21 protein-coding genes are annotated in these 23,029 nt (G+C 39.7%); 13 read left to right on the forward strand and 8 right to left on the reverse strand.

Translation table 11 applies throughout. The features are described from left to right. Positions 1-95 precede the first annotated feature (95 nt). On the reverse strand, positions 96-1,952 hold the full coding sequence (hscA, locus tag BLU33_RS09780; protein WP_091371732.1) for a Fe-S protein assembly chaperone HscA: 1,857 nt from the start codon (positions 1,950-1,952) through the stop codon (positions 96-98). A gap of 254 nt (positions 1,953-2,206) precedes the next feature. Here hscA and BLU33_RS09785 point away from each other — a divergent pair, with 254 nt between their 5' ends. Then, positions 2,207-5,062, forward strand: a complete 2,856-nt coding sequence (locus BLU33_RS09785; protein ID WP_091371734.1) for a TolB family protein — start codon at positions 2,207-2,209, stop codon at positions 5,060-5,062. A 189-nt stretch (positions 5,063-5,251) separates the two neighbouring features. Here BLU33_RS09785 and BLU33_RS09790 read toward each other — a convergent pair whose 3' ends face one another. From BLU33_RS09790 to BLU33_RS09810, 5 genes are all read right to left on the reverse strand, one after another. After that, positions 5,252-5,995 carry a copper homeostasis protein CutC gene (locus BLU33_RS09790; protein ID WP_091371737.1) on the reverse strand — a complete coding sequence of 248 codons (744 nt, stop codon included), beginning with the start codon at positions 5,993-5,995 and terminating at the stop codon, positions 5,252-5,254. A gap of 91 nt (positions 5,996-6,086) precedes the next feature. Next, positions 6,087-7,094 (reverse strand): N(4)-(beta-N-acetylglucosaminyl)-L-asparaginase, encoded by a 1,008-nt coding sequence (locus BLU33_RS09795; RefSeq protein WP_091371738.1) that lies wholly within the window; start codon positions 7,092-7,094, stop codon positions 6,087-6,089. Between the two features lie 63 nt (positions 7,095-7,157). Next, positions 7,158-7,679 (reverse strand): DUF4199 domain-containing protein, encoded by a 522-nt coding sequence (locus BLU33_RS09800; RefSeq protein WP_091371740.1) that lies wholly within the window; start codon positions 7,677-7,679, stop codon positions 7,158-7,160. Positions 7,680-7,739: 60 nt separating this feature from the next. After that, complete coding sequence (locus tag BLU33_RS09805; protein WP_091371742.1) at positions 7,740-8,183, reverse strand: response regulator transcription factor; 444 nt, start codon at positions 8,181-8,183, stop codon at positions 7,740-7,742. A 2-nt stretch (positions 8,184-8,185) separates the two neighbouring features. Further along, positions 8,186-8,614, reverse strand: coding sequence for a putative signal transducing protein (locus BLU33_RS09810; protein ID WP_091371745.1), 429 nt, complete (start codon positions 8,612-8,614; stop codon positions 8,186-8,188). 50 nt (positions 8,615-8,664) lie between these two features. On the opposite strand from BLU33_RS09810, the gene BLU33_RS09815 reads away from it, so the two are divergent. The 3 genes from BLU33_RS09815 (at position 8,665) to BLU33_RS09825 (ending at position 10,732) form a co-directional block, all read left to right on the forward strand. After that, a complete protein-coding gene (locus BLU33_RS09815) occupies positions 8,665-9,621 on the forward strand; it encodes a helix-turn-helix transcriptional regulator (RefSeq protein WP_091371748.1) in 957 nt (318 codons plus the stop codon). 216 nt (positions 9,622-9,837) lie between these two features. Next, positions 9,838-10,281 carry an EVE domain-containing protein gene (locus tag BLU33_RS09820; RefSeq protein ID WP_091371751.1) on the forward strand — a complete coding sequence of 148 codons (444 nt, stop codon included), beginning with the start codon at positions 9,838-9,840 and terminating at the stop codon, positions 10,279-10,281. A 28-nt stretch (positions 10,282-10,309) separates the two neighbouring features. Next, entirely contained in the window at positions 10,310-10,732 is a 423-nt protein-coding gene (locus BLU33_RS09825) for an SRPBCC family protein (RefSeq protein WP_091371754.1), read from the forward strand. Positions 10,733-10,834: 102 nt separating this feature from the next. Here BLU33_RS09825 and BLU33_RS09830 read toward each other — a convergent pair whose 3' ends face one another. Next, positions 10,835-12,172: a dihydroorotase gene (locus tag BLU33_RS09830; RefSeq protein ID WP_091371756.1), complete on the reverse strand. Its 1,338-nt coding sequence runs from the start codon at positions 12,170-12,172 to the stop codon at positions 10,835-10,837. Between the two features lie 220 nt (positions 12,173-12,392). On the opposite strand from BLU33_RS09830, the gene BLU33_RS09835 reads away from it, so the two are divergent. The 8 genes from BLU33_RS09835 (at position 12,393) to BLU33_RS09870 (ending at position 21,692) form a co-directional block, all read left to right on the forward strand. After that, positions 12,393-13,739, forward strand: a complete 1,347-nt coding sequence (locus tag BLU33_RS09835) for a DEAD/DEAH box helicase (protein ID WP_091371759.1) — start codon at positions 12,393-12,395, stop codon at positions 13,737-13,739. Between the two features lie 7 nt (positions 13,740-13,746). Then, entirely contained in the window at positions 13,747-14,013 is a 267-nt protein-coding gene (locus BLU33_RS09840; RefSeq protein WP_091371761.1) for a hypothetical protein, read from the forward strand. Positions 14,014-14,015: 2 nt separating this feature from the next. Beyond that, positions 14,016-14,351, forward strand: a complete 336-nt coding sequence (gldC, locus tag BLU33_RS09845; protein WP_091371763.1) for a gliding motility protein GldC — start codon at positions 14,016-14,018, stop codon at positions 14,349-14,351. 103 nt (positions 14,352-14,454) lie between these two features. Next, positions 14,455-14,772 (forward strand): hypothetical protein, encoded by a 318-nt coding sequence (locus BLU33_RS09850; RefSeq protein ID WP_157682104.1) that lies wholly within the window; start codon positions 14,455-14,457, stop codon positions 14,770-14,772. A 95-nt stretch (positions 14,773-14,867) separates the two neighbouring features. Continuing rightward, the gene (locus BLU33_RS09855; RefSeq protein ID WP_091371770.1) at positions 14,868-18,308 is read left to right on the forward strand and encodes a response regulator; all 3,441 of its coding nucleotides are present in this window, start codon (positions 14,868-14,870) and stop codon (positions 18,306-18,308) included. A 5-nt stretch (positions 18,309-18,313) separates the two neighbouring features. Beyond that, positions 18,314-19,144: a CheR family methyltransferase gene (locus BLU33_RS09860; RefSeq protein WP_172829236.1), complete on the forward strand. Its 831-nt coding sequence runs from the start codon at positions 18,314-18,316 to the stop codon at positions 19,142-19,144. A gap of 85 nt (positions 19,145-19,229) precedes the next feature. Beyond that, entirely contained in the window at positions 19,230-19,724 is a 495-nt protein-coding gene (locus BLU33_RS09865; protein WP_232009426.1) for a chemotaxis protein CheB, read from the forward strand. A gap of 27 nt (positions 19,725-19,751) precedes the next feature. After that, positions 19,752-21,692, forward strand: a complete 1,941-nt coding sequence (locus BLU33_RS09870; RefSeq protein WP_091371776.1) for a response regulator — start codon at positions 19,752-19,754, stop codon at positions 21,690-21,692. On the opposite strand, the gene BLU33_RS09875 is transcribed toward BLU33_RS09870, so the two are convergent. After that, the gene (locus BLU33_RS09875; protein WP_091371779.1) at positions 21,676-22,200 is read right to left on the reverse strand and encodes a methylated-DNA--[protein]-cysteine S-methyltransferase; all 525 of its coding nucleotides are present in this window, start codon (positions 22,198-22,200) and stop codon (positions 21,676-21,678) included. The two genes, BLU33_RS09870 and BLU33_RS09875, sit on opposite strands and share 17 nt — an antisense overlap. Before the next feature lie 102 nt (positions 22,201-22,302). Here BLU33_RS09875 and BLU33_RS09880 point away from each other — a divergent pair, with 102 nt between their 5' ends. Next, positions 22,303-22,992 carry a heme exporter protein CcmB gene (locus BLU33_RS09880; protein WP_091371781.1) on the forward strand — a complete coding sequence of 230 codons (690 nt, stop codon included), beginning with the start codon at positions 22,303-22,305 and terminating at the stop codon, positions 22,990-22,992. The last annotated feature ends 37 nt before the right edge of the window (positions 22,993-23,029 follow it).

The following is a 23,029-nucleotide window of genomic DNA, read 5'->3' on the forward strand; positions in this document are numbered from 1 at the left end:
TAATTGTCATTCTGAGCGATAGCGAAGAATCTTTACACTTGTATAGTCAGCGTACAGGTTCTTCGCTATCGCTCAGAATAACAAATACAAAGTAATTACTCTATACTCTTCCCCTTCATTGCTGTACTTATTGCCACATCCATTAAACGTTCAGCAAATGGGCGTGTAAATTCGTTAAGCTCATCAATGGCTTTGTGTATCAAATCCTTGTTGCCGCTGGTTAAGGCTTCTTTAAGGGTTTGGATGAATTTATTGGTTTCACTTAGTTCGCTTATTGATAAGAAGCTATTATTCTTCTGGATGAAGCGCTCAACGGTATAAACCATTTGTTCGCCTTCGGTACGGGCTTCTATCAGCATACGTTGGGCAACATCTTCTTTAGCGTGGGTGATACTATCCAAAAGCATTTGTTCAACCTGGTCATCAGTAATGCCGTAGGTTGGTTTTACTTCAACCTGTTGTTTTACGCCCGAGCGTAGTTCAATAGCCTGTATGGTTAATATTCCATCGGCATTCAATAAAAAGTTAATATCAACCTTAGGAAAACCCGCCGGCATTGATGGTATGCCCTTCAAGTCGAACTCTGCCAGTTTACGGTTCTCGCTGATCAGGTCGCGTTCGCCCTGGTAAACAGCAATTTTCATGTTTATCTGTCCGTCGATAGAGGTAGTATATTGTCTGCCCGCCTTGGTAGGTACTTTTGAGTTACGGGGGATGATCACATCCATTAAGCCGCCCATAGTTTCAATACCTAAGGATAACGGAGTAACATCCAGCAATAAAATATCGCTGCGGTTACCGGCTAAAATATCTGCTTGTATTGCAGCGCCGAGGGCAACCACTTCATCAGGGTTTACCTCATCATGCACCGGGCGACCGAAAAACTCAGCCACCATCTTTTTAACCAATGCTGTACGTGTTGATCCGCCTACCATTACCACTTCATCAATCTTATCAATGGTTAAGCTTGCATCTTTTAATGCATTACGGCAGGCCGTGATGGTTTGTTCAACCTTAGGCAATATCAGCTGCTCAAAAGTCGCCTTATCAAGTGTACACCAGATCTCACCAATCTTTTCATTAAACAGGTTCTGATGTGCGAATGATTTTTTGGCTTCTTCTGCCTTTAAACGTAATTGCTGGGCCAGTTCATGGTTTTCAACCAGTTCGGCTTTGTTTAGTTGATTTTTATCGATCCAGTAATCAACAATCGCGCTGTCAAAATCATCGCCACCTAAAAAAGTATCACCATTGGTAGCCAAAACTTCGAAGATGCCGTTTTGTATTTGCAGGATAGATACATCAAATGTACCTCCGCCCAAATCATATACAGCTATAGTTTTAGTTTCTTCAGGATTTAAGCCGATGCCGTATGCCAGGCTAGCTGCTGTAGGTTCGTTTACAATGCGTAAAACATCCAGTCCGGCCAGTTTACCTGCATCGCGGGTTGCCTGGCGTTGTGAATCGTTAAAGTAAGCGGGTACGGTAATTACAGCACGGTTAACAGGCGTTTTTAGTGCATGTTCAGCACGGGCTTTTAGTTCTTTCAGTATCAGGCCGGATAGTTCTATCGGCGTATAAAATTTGTCACCAACCTTTATCTTCACCAGACTTTCGCTGTCGTCGTCGATAACTTTATAGCTGAAAAAGCTTTTGTAGTTCTCGATATCTTTATAGGAGCGCCCCAGTAAACGCTTTACAGAGAATATAGTATTACTTGGATCAGTTGTTAAATATTCCCTGGCCTCGTTACCAACAGTGATATCACCGGTGTTAGAAAAGTGCACAACAGAAGGCACTAACACGCCCTTGCCAGCATCATTTATTACCTGCGGGTTTTTATCAGGGTTGATGAATGCCACCAGTGAATTGGTGGTACCCAAATCAATGCCGACAATAATTTCTTCCTTTTGTATTGAACCTGTTGCCAGGTTGATAGACACTTTAGCCATGGTACTATATTAACAAGCGGCAAATGTAGCTAGTTTTAGCTGATGATGTGTCATTTGGATTTATAATTTCGGATGTTCGATTTCGGATTTGTTTCTACAACCTATCATGCTGAGGAACGAAGCATCTATTTTATCCGCCTGATGAACGCGGAAAGGTTCTTCGCTATCGCTCAGAATGACAAGGGGGCTTTGTAACAAAACAATTATATCCTTAATCTTTTATTTCTCTAAATTCTGATTACTTTCACATCTCTATGAAGCAATCCGTAATACCCCCTTTTTTACGCTGTTCATTTTTGCTATTGCTCCTCGTGGGCACAGCTACTATTACCAAAGCACAGGAGTTTGGTGGCAACCCGCCATCCATCAAATGGGATCAGGTAAATACACCTGCCGCAAAAGTTATATTTCCCTTCGGGTTAGATTCAGCCGGTTTACGGGTGGCCAATATTGTTGAGCAGATGAACAAAGTCATACAGCCAACCATCGGGTTTAAACAAAAGCAGGTAAGCATTTTACTGCAAAACCAAACCACTATAGCCAATGCCTACGTGCAGCTGGCGCCTTTCCGAAGTGAATTTTATTTAACACCAGATCAAAATAGCTTTGCTATTGGTAGTTTGCCCTGGCCCGAGCAATTGGCTATACATGAGTTCAGGCATGTACAGCAGTACAATAATTTTAATGTAGGTGTGTCAAAGGTGCTACATGTCATTTTTGGCGAAGGCGGGCAGGCGGTAGGTAATGAGTTGTCTATCCCCAACTGGTTTTTTGAGGGCGATGCCGTTTTTAATGAAACCCATGTAAGTGACCAGGGCAGGGGCAGGATCCCCTATTTTTTTGATGGATATCGTGCCTTATGGGCCGATGGCAGGGATTACAGCTATATGAAACTGCGCAACGGTTCGTACCTTGATTATACACCCGATTGGTACCCGCTGGGCTATATGCTGGTAAGTTACGGTCGTGAAAAATACGGGGATTACTTTTGGAAAAATGTAACACATGATGCTGCGGCTTACAAAGGCGGTCTTTATCCTTTTGAGCGGGCAATTAAAAAGTATGCCGGAGTAGATTTTGTGCAATTCAGGAATGATGGATTGAATTATTACAAACAACAGTTTATAACCCAAACGCCTCAGCAATTTGCCGGTAACAAGTATAAAAAGAACCAGCACTTTATCGCCGATCAGGAATATCCTGTGTATGTAAATGACAGTACTATCATCTACATGAAAAGTACTTATAACCATATCCCGGTTTTTGTGGTAAAAACAGGAGCTAAGGAGCGAAAGATAAGTGTGCGGGATTTTTCACTGGATAGTTATTTCGATTATCATGATGGCAAAATAGCCTATGCCTCATACCGGCAGGACCTGCGATGGAATTACCGCGATTATAGCGATATAATAGTGGTAGATGTTAAAACCGGGAAAGAGCACAGGATAACGGTTAGATCTAAATACTTTTCGCCATCATTTAGCGCGGATGGTAAGCGTATTATAGCCGTTAAGGTAGGGCCATCAGGCAAAAGCGATCTGCATTTATTGGATATGAATGATGGTAAATTAATTACGGCCATCCCCAATAAAGATGGCCTGTTTTTTACTTATCCAAAGTTTTACGATAATGATAGATTGATCTCCGCCGTAAGAAATAACAAAGGCAAAATGTCGCTAGCGCTTATCAGCATAAAAACAGGTGATGTTAAGTATTTACTGCCATTTACTTACCAACCAATAGCGTTCCCTTTAGTACATAGGGATACTGTTTACTTTAGCGCAGTATCAGGTATAAATGATAAGTTATTCGCCTTGTCGGTAAACGATCATAAACTTTATGAGCTTACGAATGATTCGTTGAAAAGCTCTATTGGTAATTACCAGCCTACCATATCAGCCAATAAAATGGCCTGGGTGAGTTTTACCGCATTTGGTTATAAAATGCATGAGGCTGATAAGAGTGTCATTCAATGGAATAGCCTTCCAGACGTAAGTCTGCCCGGTGGTATGCCTGATTTTGCGATCTCAGCCTTAAAACGGGATTCATCAACTGATCTGTTAGCCAATGTGGTTGATAGTTCATTAAAGGTTACTAAGTATCACAAATCGTATCACCTGTTTAATTTTCATAGTCTTATACCTGATATCAGTGATCCTAATTATACCTTCTCACTTTCCGGGGAAAACGTGCTGAATACCTTTCAATCCGCTTTGTCATTTACTTATAACCGTAACGAGGGTTATAAAGAGTTTGGGTTTGATGGCATATACGGTGCGCTATTCCCTTACATAGATGGCGGTGCGGATTATACCATTGACAGGCGTGCTTATTATCGTGGTGAAAATGTGTACTGGAATGAAACTACTATACATGGCGGTCTGGAACTACCCCTGAACCTGAGTAGTGGCAAGCTATCAACTTCATTAGCTATAGGTAGTGATCTGTATTATAGCAGTACTAACTTTCAACAGCCGTTTCAGCATGATTTTAATGATATCTCCTATACTTATCTGAATAATTACATTGTATTTAACAATAGCATTCAACAGGCTAAGCAGAATATTTATCCCCGGTTTGGACAAAGCATCACCCTGAATTATAAAAATGCCATTAGTGGTATAAGTGCAACACAGTTTTTGGCTAATGGTACTTTTTATTTTCCGGGATTGTTTGTTAACCATAACCTGATCATCAATGTGGCCCATCAGCAAAAGGGAAATGATAACAATGTGATCGATTTCTCAAATGATTTTCCGTTTTCAAGGGGCTATACAGCCGAAAATCTGTACGATATGAATAAGGCAAGCGCCAGCTATGATTTCCCGATCGCTTATCCTGACTGGGGAGTGGCTAATACCATTTATTTTTTGCGCTTGCGCGGGAACCTGTTTTATGATTATACTCATGCCACTGATTTTTATACCGATGGGAGCAAATTTAAAGGCACTTTCCGGTCGACAGGTCTTGAATTGTTTTTTGATACCCAATGGTTCAACCAGGAGTCGATCTCGTTTGGTATAAGGTACAGCAGATTACTTGATCCCGATATTTTTGGTGGAACAGGACGGAACAGGATAGAGATTGTATTGCCGGTGAGCTTCTTTTAGGTGAGTAGAAATTGTTGGTGAGGACACCAACAACGGGTCTTATGCTTTTAAAAAGCAGAGGCTGTGCGATTCCTTCCTTGGGGAAGGGGGAGGAAGGGGTTTTATTCCAATAGCTTTGCATACGATAAAATCCCTCCCTGCCACATCGCAGTCTTACGCACCCCTCCCATGGGAGGGAATTGTTAAATATTATACATTCACCGCTCTCAAAATCGCTTTTACTTTCCCGGCGTGAGTTACATCCAGGCTATACTCATCACCAATTTCCTGCCCCATAAGGATATGATCGTTCTTATACTCCATTTGGCTTTGCAGGCGGGTACGGGCGGATGAGTGGATCTCATTTACGCCGGTGAAATGCACCAGGTCGGCGGCATTGTTTTCGTTGATGCCACTGCCCGGCATAATAATGATGCGGCCGGCAGCCTTCTCAACCAGGTGATTAATTATGTTTGAGCCCTCCATTGCGGTAGTTTTACCACCAGAGGTGAGTATGCGCTCAAAACCCAGTTCAATAATATCTTCAAGGGCCTGGTACATGTCGGCACACATATCAAATGCCCGGTGAAAGGTTACCCCAAGTCCCCATTGTTTTGCCAGGCGTACAAGCTCGCCGTTACGTTTTTTATCGATGGTGCCATCGGCATTTAGTATGCCAATTACAATACCGTCGCAACCAGCCTCAATGCAATACCTTACATCGGCCATCATGATCTCAAAATCAAGATCGTTATATAAAAAATCACCTGGCCGTGGCCTGATAAGTACGTATAATTTAATATGAAGCAGCTTACGGGCCATTAATATCTGGCCAAAGGATGGGGTAGTACCACCTTCTTTTAAATTTTCACACAATTCTACCCTTATAGCGCCACCATTTTGCGCAGCAACAGCTGAAGTAACGGAGTTGGCGCAAACTTCGAGTGAAATCATGTTTAAATTTTAGAGGCTTTAAAGTGCTAAGTGTAATTTTAACAGTAAATATAAGATATAGCTTAAATTATTCGTGCAGGTCGACACTTATTTAATAAAAACTCTTTCCTTTTATTAGCAAATCTTGTGTTTGGCTGTTGCATACTGCATATTCAAAACCAGGCTGTATGGCATAGGCGCCATGTTCACCTTTTTTATTAATAGCCAGAAAACCAACCTGTATCTGTTTAGCGGTATCGGGTTTCTTTTTGATGATGCGGTTAACGGCTTCCCTGCATGCATCCTCGGGGTGATAACCCTGACGCATCAGCTCAACCACTAAAAAGCTGCCTACGTTACGTATCACTTCTTCGCCTACGCCGGTTGAGGTGGCGCCACCAACTTCGTTATCAACAAATAGTCCCGCACCAATTATTGGGCTGTCGCCAACACGGCCGTGTAATTTAAAGGCCATGCCGCTGGTCGTACAAGCACCTGAGATATTTCCCTTAGCATCAAGTGCCAGCATACCAATGGTATCATGGTTATACTGGTTGCCGGGTGCGTGTTGTTTATCTTCAATATTCAATACCGGGGCATATTTGGCCGTTTTAAGCCATTCCTTCCATGCTTTTTCTGATTCCGGGGTTAATAGTTTTTCTCTTTTAAATCCTTGCTCTACAGCAAACTGGGTAGCGCCATCGCCCACCAGCATAATATGTGGCGTTTTCTCCATTACCAAACGTGCTACGGAAATAGGGTGGGCTATGTCTTCCATAGCTGCGACAGAGCCGCAGTTGCCAAATTCATCCATTATACAGGCATCAAGGGTAACATGCCCGTCGCGGTCGGGGTAACCGGCACGACCAACGGTATGGTTATTCATGTCGGCTTCAGGAATCCTTACACCGGCCTCAACAGCATCCAATGCACGGCCGCCTTTTTCAAGCGTTTTCCATGCTTCTTTGTTAGCATCAACCCCAAAATTCCATGTGGAGATCACAATGGGAAACCCTGAAGGCTCAATACTATTAATTGTTCTGGCGAAAGCCGAGCGTGAAAATGCTGTAATTGATGCGGTTGCAGCAGATACTTTAATGAATTTGCGACGGTTATACATTTCGCTAATATAAATATTAGCTGTGGAGATGCCTAAACATCAGCACAAAATGTAATGGAAATATTATTTTTTAGTTTTAATGAATAATCCCATAATAAGTGATATTACCGTTCCTACAAAGAATTGCCCAACTAAAGACTCTCCAATCTGTGCTCCGGTTGAAAATTCTTTTCTTACTGCGGCTGAATCAGTGATGATCTGTTGTTGCGTTTCACCTTTGGCTATCATTACCTTTTGAGCTTCAGCAACCATATACTGCGCATAACCGGGATTAATGAATTCACAATAAATAAAGCTGAAAAGGGCTGTAATTACAGCAGTAAGTACTGCTATCAATATCCCGGTTTTTAGGGCTTGTCCGTAGGTTAAAGAATTATTCTGTTGCTTTTTGATAGCTTGCATGGCTACATAAATGCCCGTAGCCTGTATCAGGATAGTAAGTAAACCACTAATACCCCTGATATTTGCAGCCTGTATACCCCAGCCCTCGCTATTGTTAACACAGTTGACTATTGAAAAAAAAGAAATGGCAAAAATTCCCACTACTGCCCCGGTTATTATTCCGTATTTTAAAGTTGATCTCATAAAAATGTTAATAGTTTACGATGCAAAGCTGAGGGATATTAAGTTCGGAAACAAAATATTTCAGGTGGAAAAAGGGTGGATATTTGCGTAATCAACAGTAGCAAACCTGGTTTTATACTGGGTTATGGCCTCTTTACGGTTGTTTAAACCAAGTTTAGCATATATATTATTGATATGTGTTTTTATGGTGCTTACCTCAACATAATTTAAGGCAGCAATTTCCTTATTGCTTTTTCCCTCAATTATTAATTGCAAAATATGTTGTTCTTTATTGGTAAGGTTTAAAAATGGATCTGGCTCAACTGTGCTCTGTTTTTTAGCTGCAGTATTATATTTTGATACGGTGTATCCCGCAAGCAAAAAGAATAGCGCAACAGCACTTAAATAATAATCGAACTTAAAATACTTGTAAATAAATAACAGGCTGGTTGCCTCGAACAAAATAATAATACCGGCGGTAACCAGGCCGATCTTTATAATAATTTTTATAGTGGATAAATTCATTTTTATTCAAAATCCTGTTTACAGTTAGCGCAATGCCATTGTTTAGAGGAATAGAATGGCAAGATAGATGCAAAAAATGAATATAAGGCATTTAACCAGCTTGGTCGGGCGGTATTAGGCTCGATGCGCATAACATGGGTTGATGCGCAATACGGGCAAATAATAGCTATTTCTGTTTCCGGATCTATCTCCAGATCTTCTTCCAGCAGTATTTCATTATCTTCATCTATTATTCTCAGGCATTCGCGAAGGTCGCGCTCAAATATCTTGAGCTTAATATCACTTATGGCGTGATTGTATACAGGGTTTAAACCCGACATATGATCATCCTCAATAAAGCAGGGAATATCGTGCGCCTCTAATTTGGCGCGGATAATATGTGCCAGCATTGGGTCATGATAGGTTTCAAATGTTATAATTTTATCATCCATAACATATTAATCTTGATCTAATATAGTTTGTTTTATTTAATTTGGCGAACATGAACCGGATCGATCGTATTTCAGCTATTTTAATACAACTGCAATCGCGCAGGGTAGTAAAAGCGGGCGATATTGCCGCACGTTTCAATATTAGTTTACGTACAGTCTATCGTGATGTAAAAACATTGGAGGAGGCCGGTATTCCTATTATTGGCGAAGCTGGTGTGGGATATTCCATTATGGATGGATACCGCTTGCCACCAGTCATGTTTACCAAGGAAGAAGCTACCGCTTTTTTAACTGCTGAAAAATTTGTTGAGAAGCTGACCGATGCATCAACCATAGCCAATCATAAATCGGCTATGTATAAAATAAAGGCGATACTGCGAACCACTGAAAAGGATTTGCTTGAAGATATAGATAACAAAATAGAAGTTCTAAAAGGCTCAAATAAACCAATAAGCACCAATAACGATTATATACAAACTATTCTGAACAGCATAGCGCAAAAGCATATTATAGTTATCGATTATTTTGCTCATCACAGCCAGCAGCATACAACGCGTGAGATTGAACCTGTGGGTATAATTTTTGCTGATACCTATTGGCACCTGATCGCTTATTGCCGCTTAAGAAATGATTACCGCGATTTCAGGATCGACCGTATAAATAAGCTTTGTGTAAGCGATAAAAAGTTTACCAGTCAGCACCCAACCTTAAAAGATTATATAGCGCGAACAGCTAAGGATAAGGATTTGGAAACAATTATTATACGGGTTGAAAAGGTTGTTTATGGGAATCTGGATTATCAAAAATATTACAGCGGCTTTGTGTCTGAAAAAAAGATGGGGAATATCACTGAGATGACTTTCCTTACTTCATCTATTGAAGGTTTTGCCCGCTGGTACATGATGTTTGGCGACCATGCCGAAATCATTAAGCCTGATAAATTAAGGGAGCGGGTTATAGCTCTTTCAGAAAGTATGCTTCAGCGGTTATCTGTAGACGTAAAATAGTGATGGGTTTCAACCCCATCGCTATAGTAACCATAATTGCGCTCGTCTGTGACGAGTGCTTAAACTGGGTTAGCGTTTGTAACGCTACTGGCGATGCAATCGCCAAAACATATTAAGCACTCGTCACAGACGAGCGCAATCAATTTTTTCTTTTTCCTGCTGACATACAGCTGTCAATAGCTGGCCGCATATTTGTTCTATAAAATTAAAACAGATATGGAAAAGCAAGCACGTTACTGGATTGTGGTGGTCTCAAAAGATCATATTACAAGAGGTGTTAAAGGTGGCTTTATGCAGGCCAATCACGGAAAATCATCATCATTAAAAAAAATGCATACGGGTGATTGGGTGATAGTTTATTCACCTAAACAAACTTATAGCGGCGATAAGGCATTACAGGCCTTTACGGCAATAGGGCAGGTAAAGGATGAGGAGCTCTATCAATATAAAATGTCGGAAGATTTTATTCCCTACAGACGTAATGTTAACTACTACGATTGCAGCGAAACGCCTATTGCCCCATTAATAAACCAGCTTGATTTTATTGAAAACAAGAATTCATGGGGGTATAGATTCCGTTTCGGATTTTTTGAACTAGGGGAAAAGGATTTTGAACTGATCAGCTCGCATATGTTAAAGGAAAAACTAATTACAGCCTGAGCAATTTAATATATAAACAAAAACAACTATGGAAACACTAACATTAAAAACAAGCATCACCTTTAAGGCACCAATTACAAAAGTGTGGCACGGGTTAACCGATCCGGCTACGGTGAAAAAATATTTCTTTGGTACTGATCTAAAATCCGACTGGGAAGTTGGTAGCCCAATTACATTTAGCGGCGAGTGGGACGGCCATAAGTATGAAGACGGCGGTATTATATTGGATATTGATGAGCCCAAACTATTAAAATACACCTACTGGAGCAGTATGATGGGCCTTGAAAATATACCTGAGAATTACTACAATATTACCTATGAATTAAGCGAAAGCAACGGTGTTACTACTTTGGTTATCACGCAAGATGGTGTTAAAAACCAGGAAGCTGCTGACCATTCAGAACAGAACTGGAAGACTGTGTTTGATGGGTTGAAGAAGATTATTGAGTAATATAAAACCGTGTCATTGCGAGGAGGAACGACGAAGCAACCTCGTCGCGTTCAATATGCAAGCGACGAGGTTGCCACGCTATCGCTCGCAATGACAATTTGGTTAATACCTATCAAAAGTCAACCTTTTACCCGGTAAATTATCAATTATAACACCCTCACTATAAGCTAAATTACCTGACACAATTGTATGTATTACTTTAGATTGAAAATCAGTGCCTTCAAAAGGGCTCCAGTTGCATTTGTAAAGAATGTTTTCTTTACTTACCTGCCATGGCTTGTTTAAATTAATCAACACCAAATCCGCATAATATCCTTCACGTATAAAACCACGGTTTTCTATCTGGAAGCATACGGCCACATTATGTGCCATCTTTTCGGCTATTTGCTCAAGTGTGATCTTGCCTTCATGATGTAGTTGAAGCATTGCCGGCAATGCATGCTGTACCAATGGGCCGCCAGATGGTGCTTGTAAGTAAGGCAATGCCTTTTCTTCAATTGTATGTGGTGCATGGTCGGTAGCTATAACATCAATATGGCCATCTAAAACTGCTTTTAGGATGCCTTCACGGTCGCTGGCTTTTTTTACTGCAGGGTTCCACTTTATCAGGTTGCCTTTGGTTTCATAATCTTCATCACTAAACCATAAATGATGGATACAAGCCTCAGCAGTTATCCTTTTATCTTTTAACGGGATATTATTCGCAAACAGGTGTGTTTCTCTTTCAGTTGATATATGTAGAATATGCAGCCTTGTATTATGCTTTTTAGCCAATTCAACCGCCATTGATGATGACAGATAACAAGCTTCGGCACTGCGTATCTTAGGGTGAAGCTTAACCGTGATATTATCGCCCAATAATTGCTTGTAATGATTTAAATTACTTTGGATAGTTGCCTCATCCTCGCAATGCGTAGCCACCAGCATGGGAGATTGTGAGAATATATTTTCCAATGTTTTAGGATTATCCACCAGCATATTACCAGTTGATGAACCCATGAATACCTTTACGCCGCAAACATTATTGATATCGGTGCGCAATACTTCATCAATATTATCATTACTGGCGCCCATGAAAAATGAGTAGTTAGCCAAAGAGTTATGGCGGCCTATCTCATATTTTTGTTCGAGCAGTTCCTGTGTTAAAGCGTTAGGGACAGTATTAGGCATCTCCATAAAAGAGGTAATACCCCCCGCAACAGCCGCCCGCGATTCTGTATAAATATTTGCTTTGTGCGTTAATCCCGGCTCGCGGAAATGCACCTGGTCGTCGATACAACCGGGCAGCAAATGTAAGCCCTCGGCATTGATGAGCTTATCTGCAGGTTTATTAATCTGGCTACCGATCTGCTCAATAAAGCCATCTTTTATGTAGATATCGGCAACAAATTGCTTGTTTTCATTAACTATAGTGGCGGATTTTATCAGGATAGAACTCATAATGCAAATATAGTTTTATAGTTTATAGTCCGAAAGTCGGAAAAGACCGTAAGTCCGAGAGATTAATGGTTTTATAGTCCGAAAGTCTGGAAAGACCGAAAGATTAGTTTTACATGAGGGCTTTACTTTCGAACTTTCCCGACTTACAGACTTTCCGACTTTTCCGGAGGTCTTTCCGACTAAAAACTCCCCAACTAAAAGAAAACCTTATCTTTGCCCCATGGCTGTAACTTTTGAAGATTTTAATTTTAACCGGCAAATACTAAACGCAATTGCCGATGCCGGTTATACCGAAGCTACGCCTATACAGCAAAAAGCTATCCCGCCTATACTAAATGGGCAGGATGTAATGGGCATTGCGCAAACAGGCACAGGCAAAACCGCTGCCTATGTATTGCCCATCATCATGAGGCTGAAATATGCCCAGGGCGATAACGCGCGGGCCATTATCATAGCACCAACACGTGAGCTGGCTATGCAGATAGAGGAGAATGCAAAGCAATTTGCCGCTTATACCGATCTGCGTGTAGTATCAGTATATGGTGGCCTCGGCCCAAAAACACAGATTGAGCTTATCAATAAAGGGGTCGACATCATTGTTGGCACACCGGGCCGATTCATGGATATTTATCTGGCCGGGCATATAGTTACCAAAACTTTACAGGTTTTGGTTTTGGATGAGGCTGATAAAATGATGGACATGGGCTTTATGCCACAGATTAACCGCATACTGGAGGTGGTGCCTGTAAAAAGGCAAAACCTACTATTTTCGGCTACCATGTCTGATAAGATCCATCAGCTTTCTAATAATTTCCTGGAGTTTCCAACTATTATAGAGGTTACCCCACAGGCCACACCGGCACAAACGGTTAATCAGCATTTGTATCATGTGCCTAATATCAAAACCAAGATCAACCTGCTTAAAAAGCTGTTGGATGAACCGGATGATATTAAAAAACTGATCGTTTTTTGTAAAACCCGTGCCGTTGCTGAGGATGTATATAAATTTCTACTCCGTAAATTCGGCGAGAAGGATGTAAAGGTACTGCATGCTAATAAAGGTCAAAACACCCGTATCAATAGTATTAACTCATTTAAAAACGATGAGGTGAAAATATTGGTAGCTACTGATGTTGCTTCGCGTGGTATTGATGTGAGCGATGTGAGCCATGTTATAAACTTTGATGTGCCCGTGGTTATTGAGGATTATGTACACCGCATTGGGCGTACAGGCCGGGCTTTTCAATCGGGAGAGGCTATTACATTTGCCACGCCTTCTGAGGAATATTATGTGCATAAAATAGAGAAGCTCATCAGGCAAACCATCCCTATCACGGGTATACCTGATGAAGTTTTTATCGAGGCTACACCTTATGAAGAGAAGCAGGATCAGGCCAAAGAGATCGATATGCAAAAGCGTCGTGATGATCCTGATTTTAAAGGCGCTTTCCACGAAAAGAAAACATTGAACCAGAAATTAAAATTTAAAGCAGCGCGGGAAAAAGCGCAGCCAAGTTCAAGGCATGGCAAACCTGCCGGTGCAAAAAAGTTCAGGAAAAAGCATTAATTTGTACATGAAATTAAGAATAACCCCATTAAATTTTGCCAGCGCGTTACTTTTACTGCTGGCTGGTTACGTATGGATAAAGGGCGCCAGTATAACCGGTGTTAACCTGCCGCATCTGGGTGGTACAATAGGATGGATATTCCTGTTGTTTGCTTTTGTTGTGTCATTTTTAGATTTGATGCTTCGAAATTTTTTCCCCGAGATCAAAAAATTGTGGATTGTAGAGCTAAGCTTTATAACTTTGACCATTATTATATTTTTACTTGTTAAATAAGAATGAAAAAAAGAGCTGAAATAAAACTGACCATTGATATGGACGAAAATAATGTGCCTGAAAACATTATGTGGGAATCAACTGACTCACAGAATAAAGAGGCGCTTCCGGTTAAATCAATGATGCTGGCACTTTGGGATCAGAGCTATAAAAACACCTTACGTATTGATCTTTGGACAAAAGATATGCCTGTTGATGATATGAAACGCTTTTTTTATGAAACCCTGCAAACCATGGGCGATAGTTTTTTGCGCGCTACAGGTGAAAAAAACATAGTAGAGGACCTTAGAGATTATTGCGCCCATTTTGCGGATAAAATGGAACTAACCCAAAAATAGTTTATCAATGCGCATTAGTTCATTTATATCCTTTGTAGGTTTTATAATGATCATTGTGGCAACCTTTTGCCCTATACTTCATTTTAGTATCTTTAACCAAACTATGTACCAACTAAATAAACCATATGGTTTGGTTTTTTTACTTATAGCGGTTGTTGGTATAATTGCAACGGTATTTAGCAATATTAAGTTGATAAGCCTGATTGCATGGATAACATTGGGTTTAACTATTATTTTTTATATAGCGGCACTTTTCAGGATCCACACCAGTTTTAGTTTTATCCCCTTTCATTCGCTTGCCGGCTATTTGTCTGATAAAATTAGATTCAAATGGGGGTGGTATGTTTTATGCATAGGTTCAGTACTGGCCATAGTTGGCGTTTTAAGTAATAGAAAAAATAATATTAAATTGGATGTTTAATATTATTGCGTATTAATTAACAACTTTAGGTTGTGGATTAACGTATTAGGGGATACCGTTTTTTCAGCATATTTGTAACTAATAAACTTTATTAAATGTTAAAACTGTCTTTCCGCAACCAGGTATTAGCTGGGTTTGCAGTATCCATAGTTCTGGTTTTTTTAGTCGCTATTTTTTCCTATCTAAGTATAACGCAATTAGAGCAGGACCAGGCTAAAGTTGAGCATAGTGAACAATTGATCCATACCTCACGGGACGTTTTACAAAAACTGATAGATGCTGAAACTGGCATGCGAGGTTTTGTAGCCACGGATAAGCCTATTTTTCTTGATCCTTATAAAGCAGCGCTTCCGGTTATTAAGACAAATATTGATAAATTAAAAGCATTATCGGTACAAAGTCCGCATCAGCAAAAAAATCTTGATTCACTTTATCTGTTGACCAATAAGCAATTAGAGCTTATCAAAAATAATATTGATGTAAGGGATGTTGTAGGGTTACCGTATATGGGGCAACATGATATGTTGCTGAACGGTAAGAAGACAATGGATGACATCCGTACCACTATAGATAGGATAAATACACGGGAAGACGTGGAACTTGCCCAGGGGCGTGCAAAAACACAGAGTGCTGCAAACTATACTATTGTAACTATATTTATTGGCTCATTTATTTTCCTGGCTATTATTATTGTATTATTCATCTACATACAAAAAACCTTTGATCGGCAGAAAAAGATAGAAGAAGAGGTACGGGTTACCAACATCGAGCTTGAGAAAGTTTTAGCTGAAAACGAGGCCAAAAACTGGCTGCTTACCGGTACTGGACTCATTAATGAGAAAATACAGGGCCAGCAAAGCGAAAAAGAGCTTGCTAAAAATATCCTTGCCGAAGTATGCCATTATACAAGTGCGGTAACAGGAACATTTTATTTATATAATGAAGCTGAAGAACGTTTGGAGCTATATGCGGCATACGCATTCCATGATTTGAGCGCCTTAAAAAAATCAATCAAACTAAAAGAAGGCTGGATTGGCCAGGCAGCTGAAAACAGGAAAGAAGCGATTGTAAAAGGCAAATTGAATGACGCCATGTCGCTGCAAAGCTCAATTATAAGTGAGGCCCTTGTTGAGAGTTTGATTGTGCCTTTCTTTTTTGATAAGCAGTTAAAGGGGGTTATTGAGATAGCTTTTAATGGTGACCTTGATAACAAGAGCCGTGATTATATTTTGGCTGTTGCCAATGATATTGGTATAGCTGTTAATACCGCGCAGGCACGCACCATAATGCACGATCTGTTTGAAGAAACCCAGCAGCAGGCCGAAGAACTGGAAGCACAGCAGGAAGAAATGCGTGTTACCAACGAAGAACTGATGAACAAAACAGAAATGTTGGAAGCATCAGAAGAAGAGTTGAGGACACAGCAGGAAGAATTGCGCGCCATCAACGCCGAACTGGAAGAAAAAGCAAGCTTGTTGGAAGAAAAGAACCAGGCCATTGAAGAAGCCCGTAAATCTATTGATATAAAGGTTCAGGAACTGGAGACTACCGGCAAGTATAAATCGGAGTTTTTGGCCAATATGAGCCACGAACTGCGTACACCGCTTAATAGTATATTGGTGCTGGCGCGGATCTTAAAAGATAATAAGCCACTAAATCTTTCTGAAGACCAGATAAAATATGCCAGTGTAATTTTCAATGCCGGTAATGACTTGCTTACGCTGATCAATGATATCCTCGATCTTTCAAAAATTGAATCGGGTAAGCTGGAGATGCAGAACGAACAGGTAAAAATAACCGACATATTAAAAGATATGGAGATGTTGTTTGCTGAAGTAGCATCGCACAAAAACATCACATTTAACAATAGTGTTGGTAATGTGCCTAAGTTGATATTTACCGATAAGGTGAGGGTTGAGCAGGTAATTAAAAATCTGCTTTCAAATGCTTTTAAATTCACGCCCGAAAAAGGAACAATAAGTGTAAATGTTGTACCCGGTCCAATTGAAAAAACACTTAGCTTTTGTATAAAAGACACGGGTGTAGGTATACCAAAAGACAAACAAAAAGTAATATTCGAAGCATTTCAGCAAGCCGATGGTTCAACAAGCCGCAAGTATGGTGGTACCGGTTTGGGCTTGTCTATTAGTCGTGAATTAACCACATTACTTGGCGGGGTAATTACTTTAACAAGCGAGCCGGGTGTAGGTAGTGAATTTATACTAACTATTCCTTTTGAGGCTAAGCAAGTACCGGTAGTGGAGGAAGACCTGTTGCCAACTGTGGAAACCTTTAATGCTAAGCCTGAATTCCTGAAACCGGCGTTAAAGAAAGCAAGAGCAGAAGATAGGGACCCACTGGTAGTTATTGTTGAGGATGATAAAAACTTCGCTAATATTTTGCATGATTATTCTCGCGATCATGGTTATAAATCGGTAATGGTAAATGAAGGCACCAATGCTGTTGAGATCATCAAAGAGCATATGCCTGATGCTGTAATTCTGGATATTATGTTGCCTGGAAAAGATGGCTGGCAGATACTAAAAGAGTTAAAGCAATCAGAAGATACCATGCATATCCCTGTTCACTTAATGTCGGCAGGAGATGCGGCAGCTAACCGTGTGCGCCGTGAAGGTGCTATAAGCTTCCTTAAAAAACCGATAGACACAGGTACACTTGATAAGCTCTTTACAGATATAATGCTACAAAGCGGCGCTAAATTCAAGCAGATATTGTTGGTTGAAGATCATAAGGCGCAGAGCCAGGCCCTGAAGGATATGATGGAAGGGCAGGGTATAACTGTTGACCAGGCCTTTGATGGCGAATCGGCATTCAGGATGCTGCATGAGAACGAGTACCAGTGTGTTATTCTTGACCTAAATTTGCCGGATATATCAGGCCTTGATTTGCTGGATAAAATAAAAGGGGTTGATCGCTTTATTGAACTGCCGGTTATCATCAATACCGCCATGGAACTTGATAAAATATCGGTTAACAGGCTGATGCATTACGCAAACGCTATGGTGGTAAAAACAAGTAAATCATCAGACAGGTTAATTGATGAAGTAAACCTTTTCCTGAATAAAATTAGTGAAGCAAGCAGCAAGGGGGCAGTAATACCTAACGCAAAAGCCAAGGTAATGAATAAGGGTAAAGACGCTTTAAAAGGTAAAAAAGTACTGATCGTAGATGATGATATGCGTAATATATTTGCCTTGAGCAGTGCATTGGAAAGCTATGATTTTGTAGTTGAAATTGCTAACGACGGGGAAGAAGCTATTGCCAAATTAGAGCAGATAAATGACATTGATATAGTGTTGATGGATATTATGATGCCAAAAATGGATGGTTATGAAGCTACCAGATATATACGTAAGCAAAACAAATGGGCCAAATTACCTGTAATAGCTTTAACAGCTAAAGCAATGAAAGACGACCGTGAAAAATGTATAGCAGCCGGAGCTAATGATTATATTACAAAACCGGTTGACATAGATAGGTTGATAGCATTGATGCAGTTGTGGTTAGGAAGCTAAATTATATGATAAGTCAACAAGGGATTTTGCCGGCACCACAATTAGATGAATTAATAGATCTGATAAAAAAAATTCATGGGTTTGATTTCTCTTCCTATTCAAAGGCATCCTTAAAACGAAGAGTGCTGAGAATAATGCAGAATAAACGACTGGAGTTTTACGATCTTAAACATATATTGGTAAATGACCAGGCTTTTTTTCAGGAGTTTTTAGATGAGGTTACCGTGAACGTTACCGAAATGTTTCGTGATCCCTCATTCTATAAAGCGCTTAACAGCCAGGTAATACCCTATTTGTCAACCTATCAGCACATTAAAATATGGAGTGCTGGTTGTTCATCGGGCGAAGAGGTTTACTCGCTGGCAATTTTAATGCGTGAAGCTGGTTTAAGTAAAAAGTCATTCATATACGGTACAGATATCAATACCGAAATGCTTAAAGAAGCACGTAGAGGGATTTATAGCCTGAAAAAGATAAAAAGTTATGCCGAAAATTATCAGTATTCGGGTTTAAAAGGATCATTGACAGATCATTTTACGATCATGTATGATGCTGCAACAATTCATAGTGAATTAAAACCAAATACATTGTTTTCAATTCATAACTTAGTATCTGATGCTATATTTAATGAGTTTCAAATGATTACATGCAGAAATGTGTTTATTTATTTTGAAACTGAATTGCAGGAGAAAGTTTTAGAACTTTTTTATAATAGTTTATCGCCGCTTGGCTTTTTGTGCATGGGTAGTAAGGAAACCATCCGGTCAGATAAATTCAAAAAGAAGTTTAAAGTAATTAATAGTAAAGAAAACATATACCAGAAAATTGCCACTTGATAATAACATAATACAGCGCTGGCAAAAGTCAGAAGTTTTGCTGCTTGGCGGATCGGCAGGTTCATTTAACCTGATTTTTCAGATTGTGAAAAATTTTGAAGCAAATCTTAATAAAGCTGTAATTATAGTTATTCACAGAAAAAAGAATTTCTTCAGTGAAATTGAAAAACTGTTTGCAGATAACAGCCGTATGTCCCTCAAAGAAATTAGTGATAAGGAGTTAATAAAGGAAAATACAATATTTATAGCTCCTGCCAACTATCACACTTTAATTGAAAAAGAAAAGTGTTTTGGATTGGACGTTTCAGAAGCTATATGGTATTCAAGGCCATCAATTGATGTAACCTTTGAAAGCGCTGCTGATGTATATAAGAATAATTGTACAGCAATACTATTTTCAGGTGCAAATCAGGATGGTGCGGAGGGTTTGCTAAAACTCCGGGATTGCGGATCACTAACAATTGTGCAGGACCCCGTGGATGCAGAAATGACCCAGATGCCATATGCAGCAATTGAAATTAAGGCGGCCGACTATATTTTGCGTACAACCGATATCTTTGAACTTTTAAAAACACAATAATTTTAATCAACTAAATCATATTAATGAATGACCCCTGTTAATATTCTTATTGTTGATGACAAGGAAGAGAACATTATTGCGCTTGAAGCATTATTGAAGCGTAATGATATTCGCATATTTTCCACTACATCGCCCAATGATGCACTGAAAATTGCCTGGGATAATAGCATTGCCATAGCATTGATTGATGTTCAAATGCCTGAAATTGATGGCTTTGAACTGGTTGATATGCTTAAATCAAACCCACGTACAAAGGATATTATGGTAATATTTGTTACCGCTATATCCAAAGAGTCGAAATACGTGATAAAGGGTTTAAATACCGGCGCTGTTGATTATTTGTACAAACCACTTGATCCATATATCACATCAGCTAAAGTAGATTCATTTATACAACTGGCCCGTCACCAGGCCGAGATGCTGATTAAAAATCAGGAGCTTGAAAATTTCTCGATCGTAGTAAAAAACTCGGCTGATATCATATGCGTGGTTGATGCGCAAAGTTTCCGTGTACAGACCATTAATCCGACGGTTGAAAAAATACTGGGTTACAAACCGTCGGAGCTTATTCATAAAAGTATTATTGATAGGGCCATAGAGAGTGAACGACCGGCATTCAGAAAGAAATTAGGTGAGATAATTAAAGATAATCTAAGCTTTTCTGTTTCCGAGTTTCAGTTTGAAACCTTTGACAAAAGAACCATATGGGTTGAGTGCCGCGCATCTTATAAAAACAAAAGTATATTTATAAATATCAGCGATATATCTCCTCAAAAAAGCTACCTGGAGCAATTGCTGAAATCAAAAGAAGCGGCTGAATATGGCAAAAAAGTAAAAGAAACCTTTTTAGCCAATATGAGCCATGAATTGCGTACACCGGTTAATGGTATACTCGGTTTAACGAGAATGCTGCGTAAAACCCCGGTTAATGAGCAACAGATAAGTATGCTTGATCTGTTGGAAACATCATCACGCTCATTGCTTGAGGTTATTAATGATATACTGGATATATCAAAAATTGAAGCCGGTAAGTTTAGTATTATACGATCTGCCAATAATGTAGCCGAATTGGTTGAATCGGTACACAAACTGCTTAAATTCCAGGCTGATGAAAAATTGATCGATTTGTTGTTGGAGGTTGATCCCTTGATTCCCGAATATTTGAATGTGGATTCGCTGCGTTTAAACCAGATATTAATGAATCTGTTAAGTAACGCCATTAAATTTACAGACAGGGGGCATGTTAAACTGAAAGTAACAGTAATACAACAGCATAATGATAAAGTTAATTTAAAATTCACTGTTGAGGATACCGGTATCGGTATAGCATCTGACAAGCTAACAAAGATTTTTGATTCATTTGAACAGGCTGAGGATGATACATCCACCAAATATGGCGGTACGGGCTTAGGGTTAACCATTGTTAAAAAACTGGTTGAACTAAAAGGCGGCGAGCTTACATTTAGCAGCCAGATAGGCAAAGGGAGCGTATTTAATTTTAGTAACTGGTATACAATAGTTAATAAACCCAAACCGGTAAATACGGACAATAATCCCCATGGAGGCATTCTGCAGCCTTTTAATGATATTAACGTTTTGGTAGCTGAAGATAATTTGGTTAACCAGTTTATTGTATCAAAAATGCTTACTGACTGGAATGTAGCCTTTGAAATAGTTGATAATGGTAGTAAGGCTATTGATAAACTGCGCCAGCAGCATTATGATATCATATTGATGGATACCAATATGCCTGTAATGAACGGCTACCAGGCTGCAAAAATAATAAGACTTGATTTTGAGGAGCCTAAGAGAAGCATTCCAATAATATCGTTATCAGCCGCCGCGCTTGATCATGAGCAGGAGGAAGCCATCTCGGCAGGGATGAATGATGTGCTGTCAAAACCATTCCAGGCTACTGAACTGCATAGTAAAATTCAAAAATTATTAAAGATTAAAAATCCAGCTTAGTTTGTCCCGTGCCCATAATACGGGCTTCGTGTTCCAGTAACCATTTTTTGCGCCACAAACCGCCTGCATAGCCGGTTAAACTGCCATCAGCGCCAATAACGCGGTGGCAGGGCACTACTATCCACAGGTTGTTTTTACCATTTGCTGCCGCGATGGCTCTTATACCTAAAGGATTATTCATTAGTTTAGATTGCTGCCCGTAAGTTATGGTTGTGCCGTAATCAATTTGGAGCAATTGCTGCCAAACTTCCTGTTGAAAAGGTGTACCATGCTGCTTAATAGGCAGGTCAAATTCTTTACGCTTGCCGGCAAAATACTCATCCAGTTGTTGCATGGCTTTTAATAATAGCGGATCACCCGTTGACGTAACCTCAATTTCTTCATCACGGATAGATATGGATGCAATAAACTCATCTTCAGCGATAATGCGTGCAACGCCAACAGGGGTTTGGTAGTAAGCAATGTTGGTTGCTAGTTGATTGGGTTGATTAAGTGAGTGGTTGTCCATTGTATTGCTATGTGCAATATTAGCATTTTTAACCCAAGTCAATCTAATCCAACTAAATTAACCTAATTTAACTTAATCAACCAAATCACTATCTTCGCCCCCATGCAATTAATCCAACAAACCTGGGATCTTTTTAAAAAGGAAATTCTGCTGGAGTGGCGCTCAAAATACGCGTTCAATGGAGTATTGCTGTATATCGTATCAACCGTATTTGTTTGTTATATCTCATTTAGTTTAAGTGCGGGATTTGTAAATAGCAATTCAGCAAATTACAGGATCACCTGGAATGTGCTTTTCTGGATCATTATACTTTTTGCATCAGTAAATGCGATTACAAAAAGCTTTGTACAGGAGAGCAGGGGACGATTGCTTTATTATTATTCTATTGCGAGCCCGCAGGCTATCATCCTTTCAAAAACTATATATAATATATTGTTGATGTCGTTATTAACTGTACTCGCACTAATTGTATATCTGCTTTTCTTTCCTAATACTTTAGGCGATCCTTTATTTTATTTTCTGTCAGTTTTGTTGGGTAGTATCAGTTTCTCAACAGTATTTACCATGATATCCGCTATCGCATCCAAAGCAGGAAATAATGGCACATTGATGGCCATTTTAAGTTTCCCTGTAATTATTCCTGTTATTTTATTGCTCATTAAAATAAGTAAAAATGCAATGGATGGTCTTGAGCGTAGTTTAAACTATGGTAATATGGGGGTATTATGTGCTATAAACGTGATAGTTATAGCTACTTCATTATTACTTTTTCCTTTTTTATGGCGCGACTAAATAACTTATTTAGAAGTTGTTGAGGCGAGACTGAGCA

Origin of the sequence: Mucilaginibacter mallensis, from assembly GCF_900105165.1 — a bacterium.
In the GTDB taxonomy this organism is placed as follows: Bacteria; Bacteroidota; Bacteroidia; order Sphingobacteriales; family Sphingobacteriaceae; genus Mucilaginibacter; species Mucilaginibacter mallensis.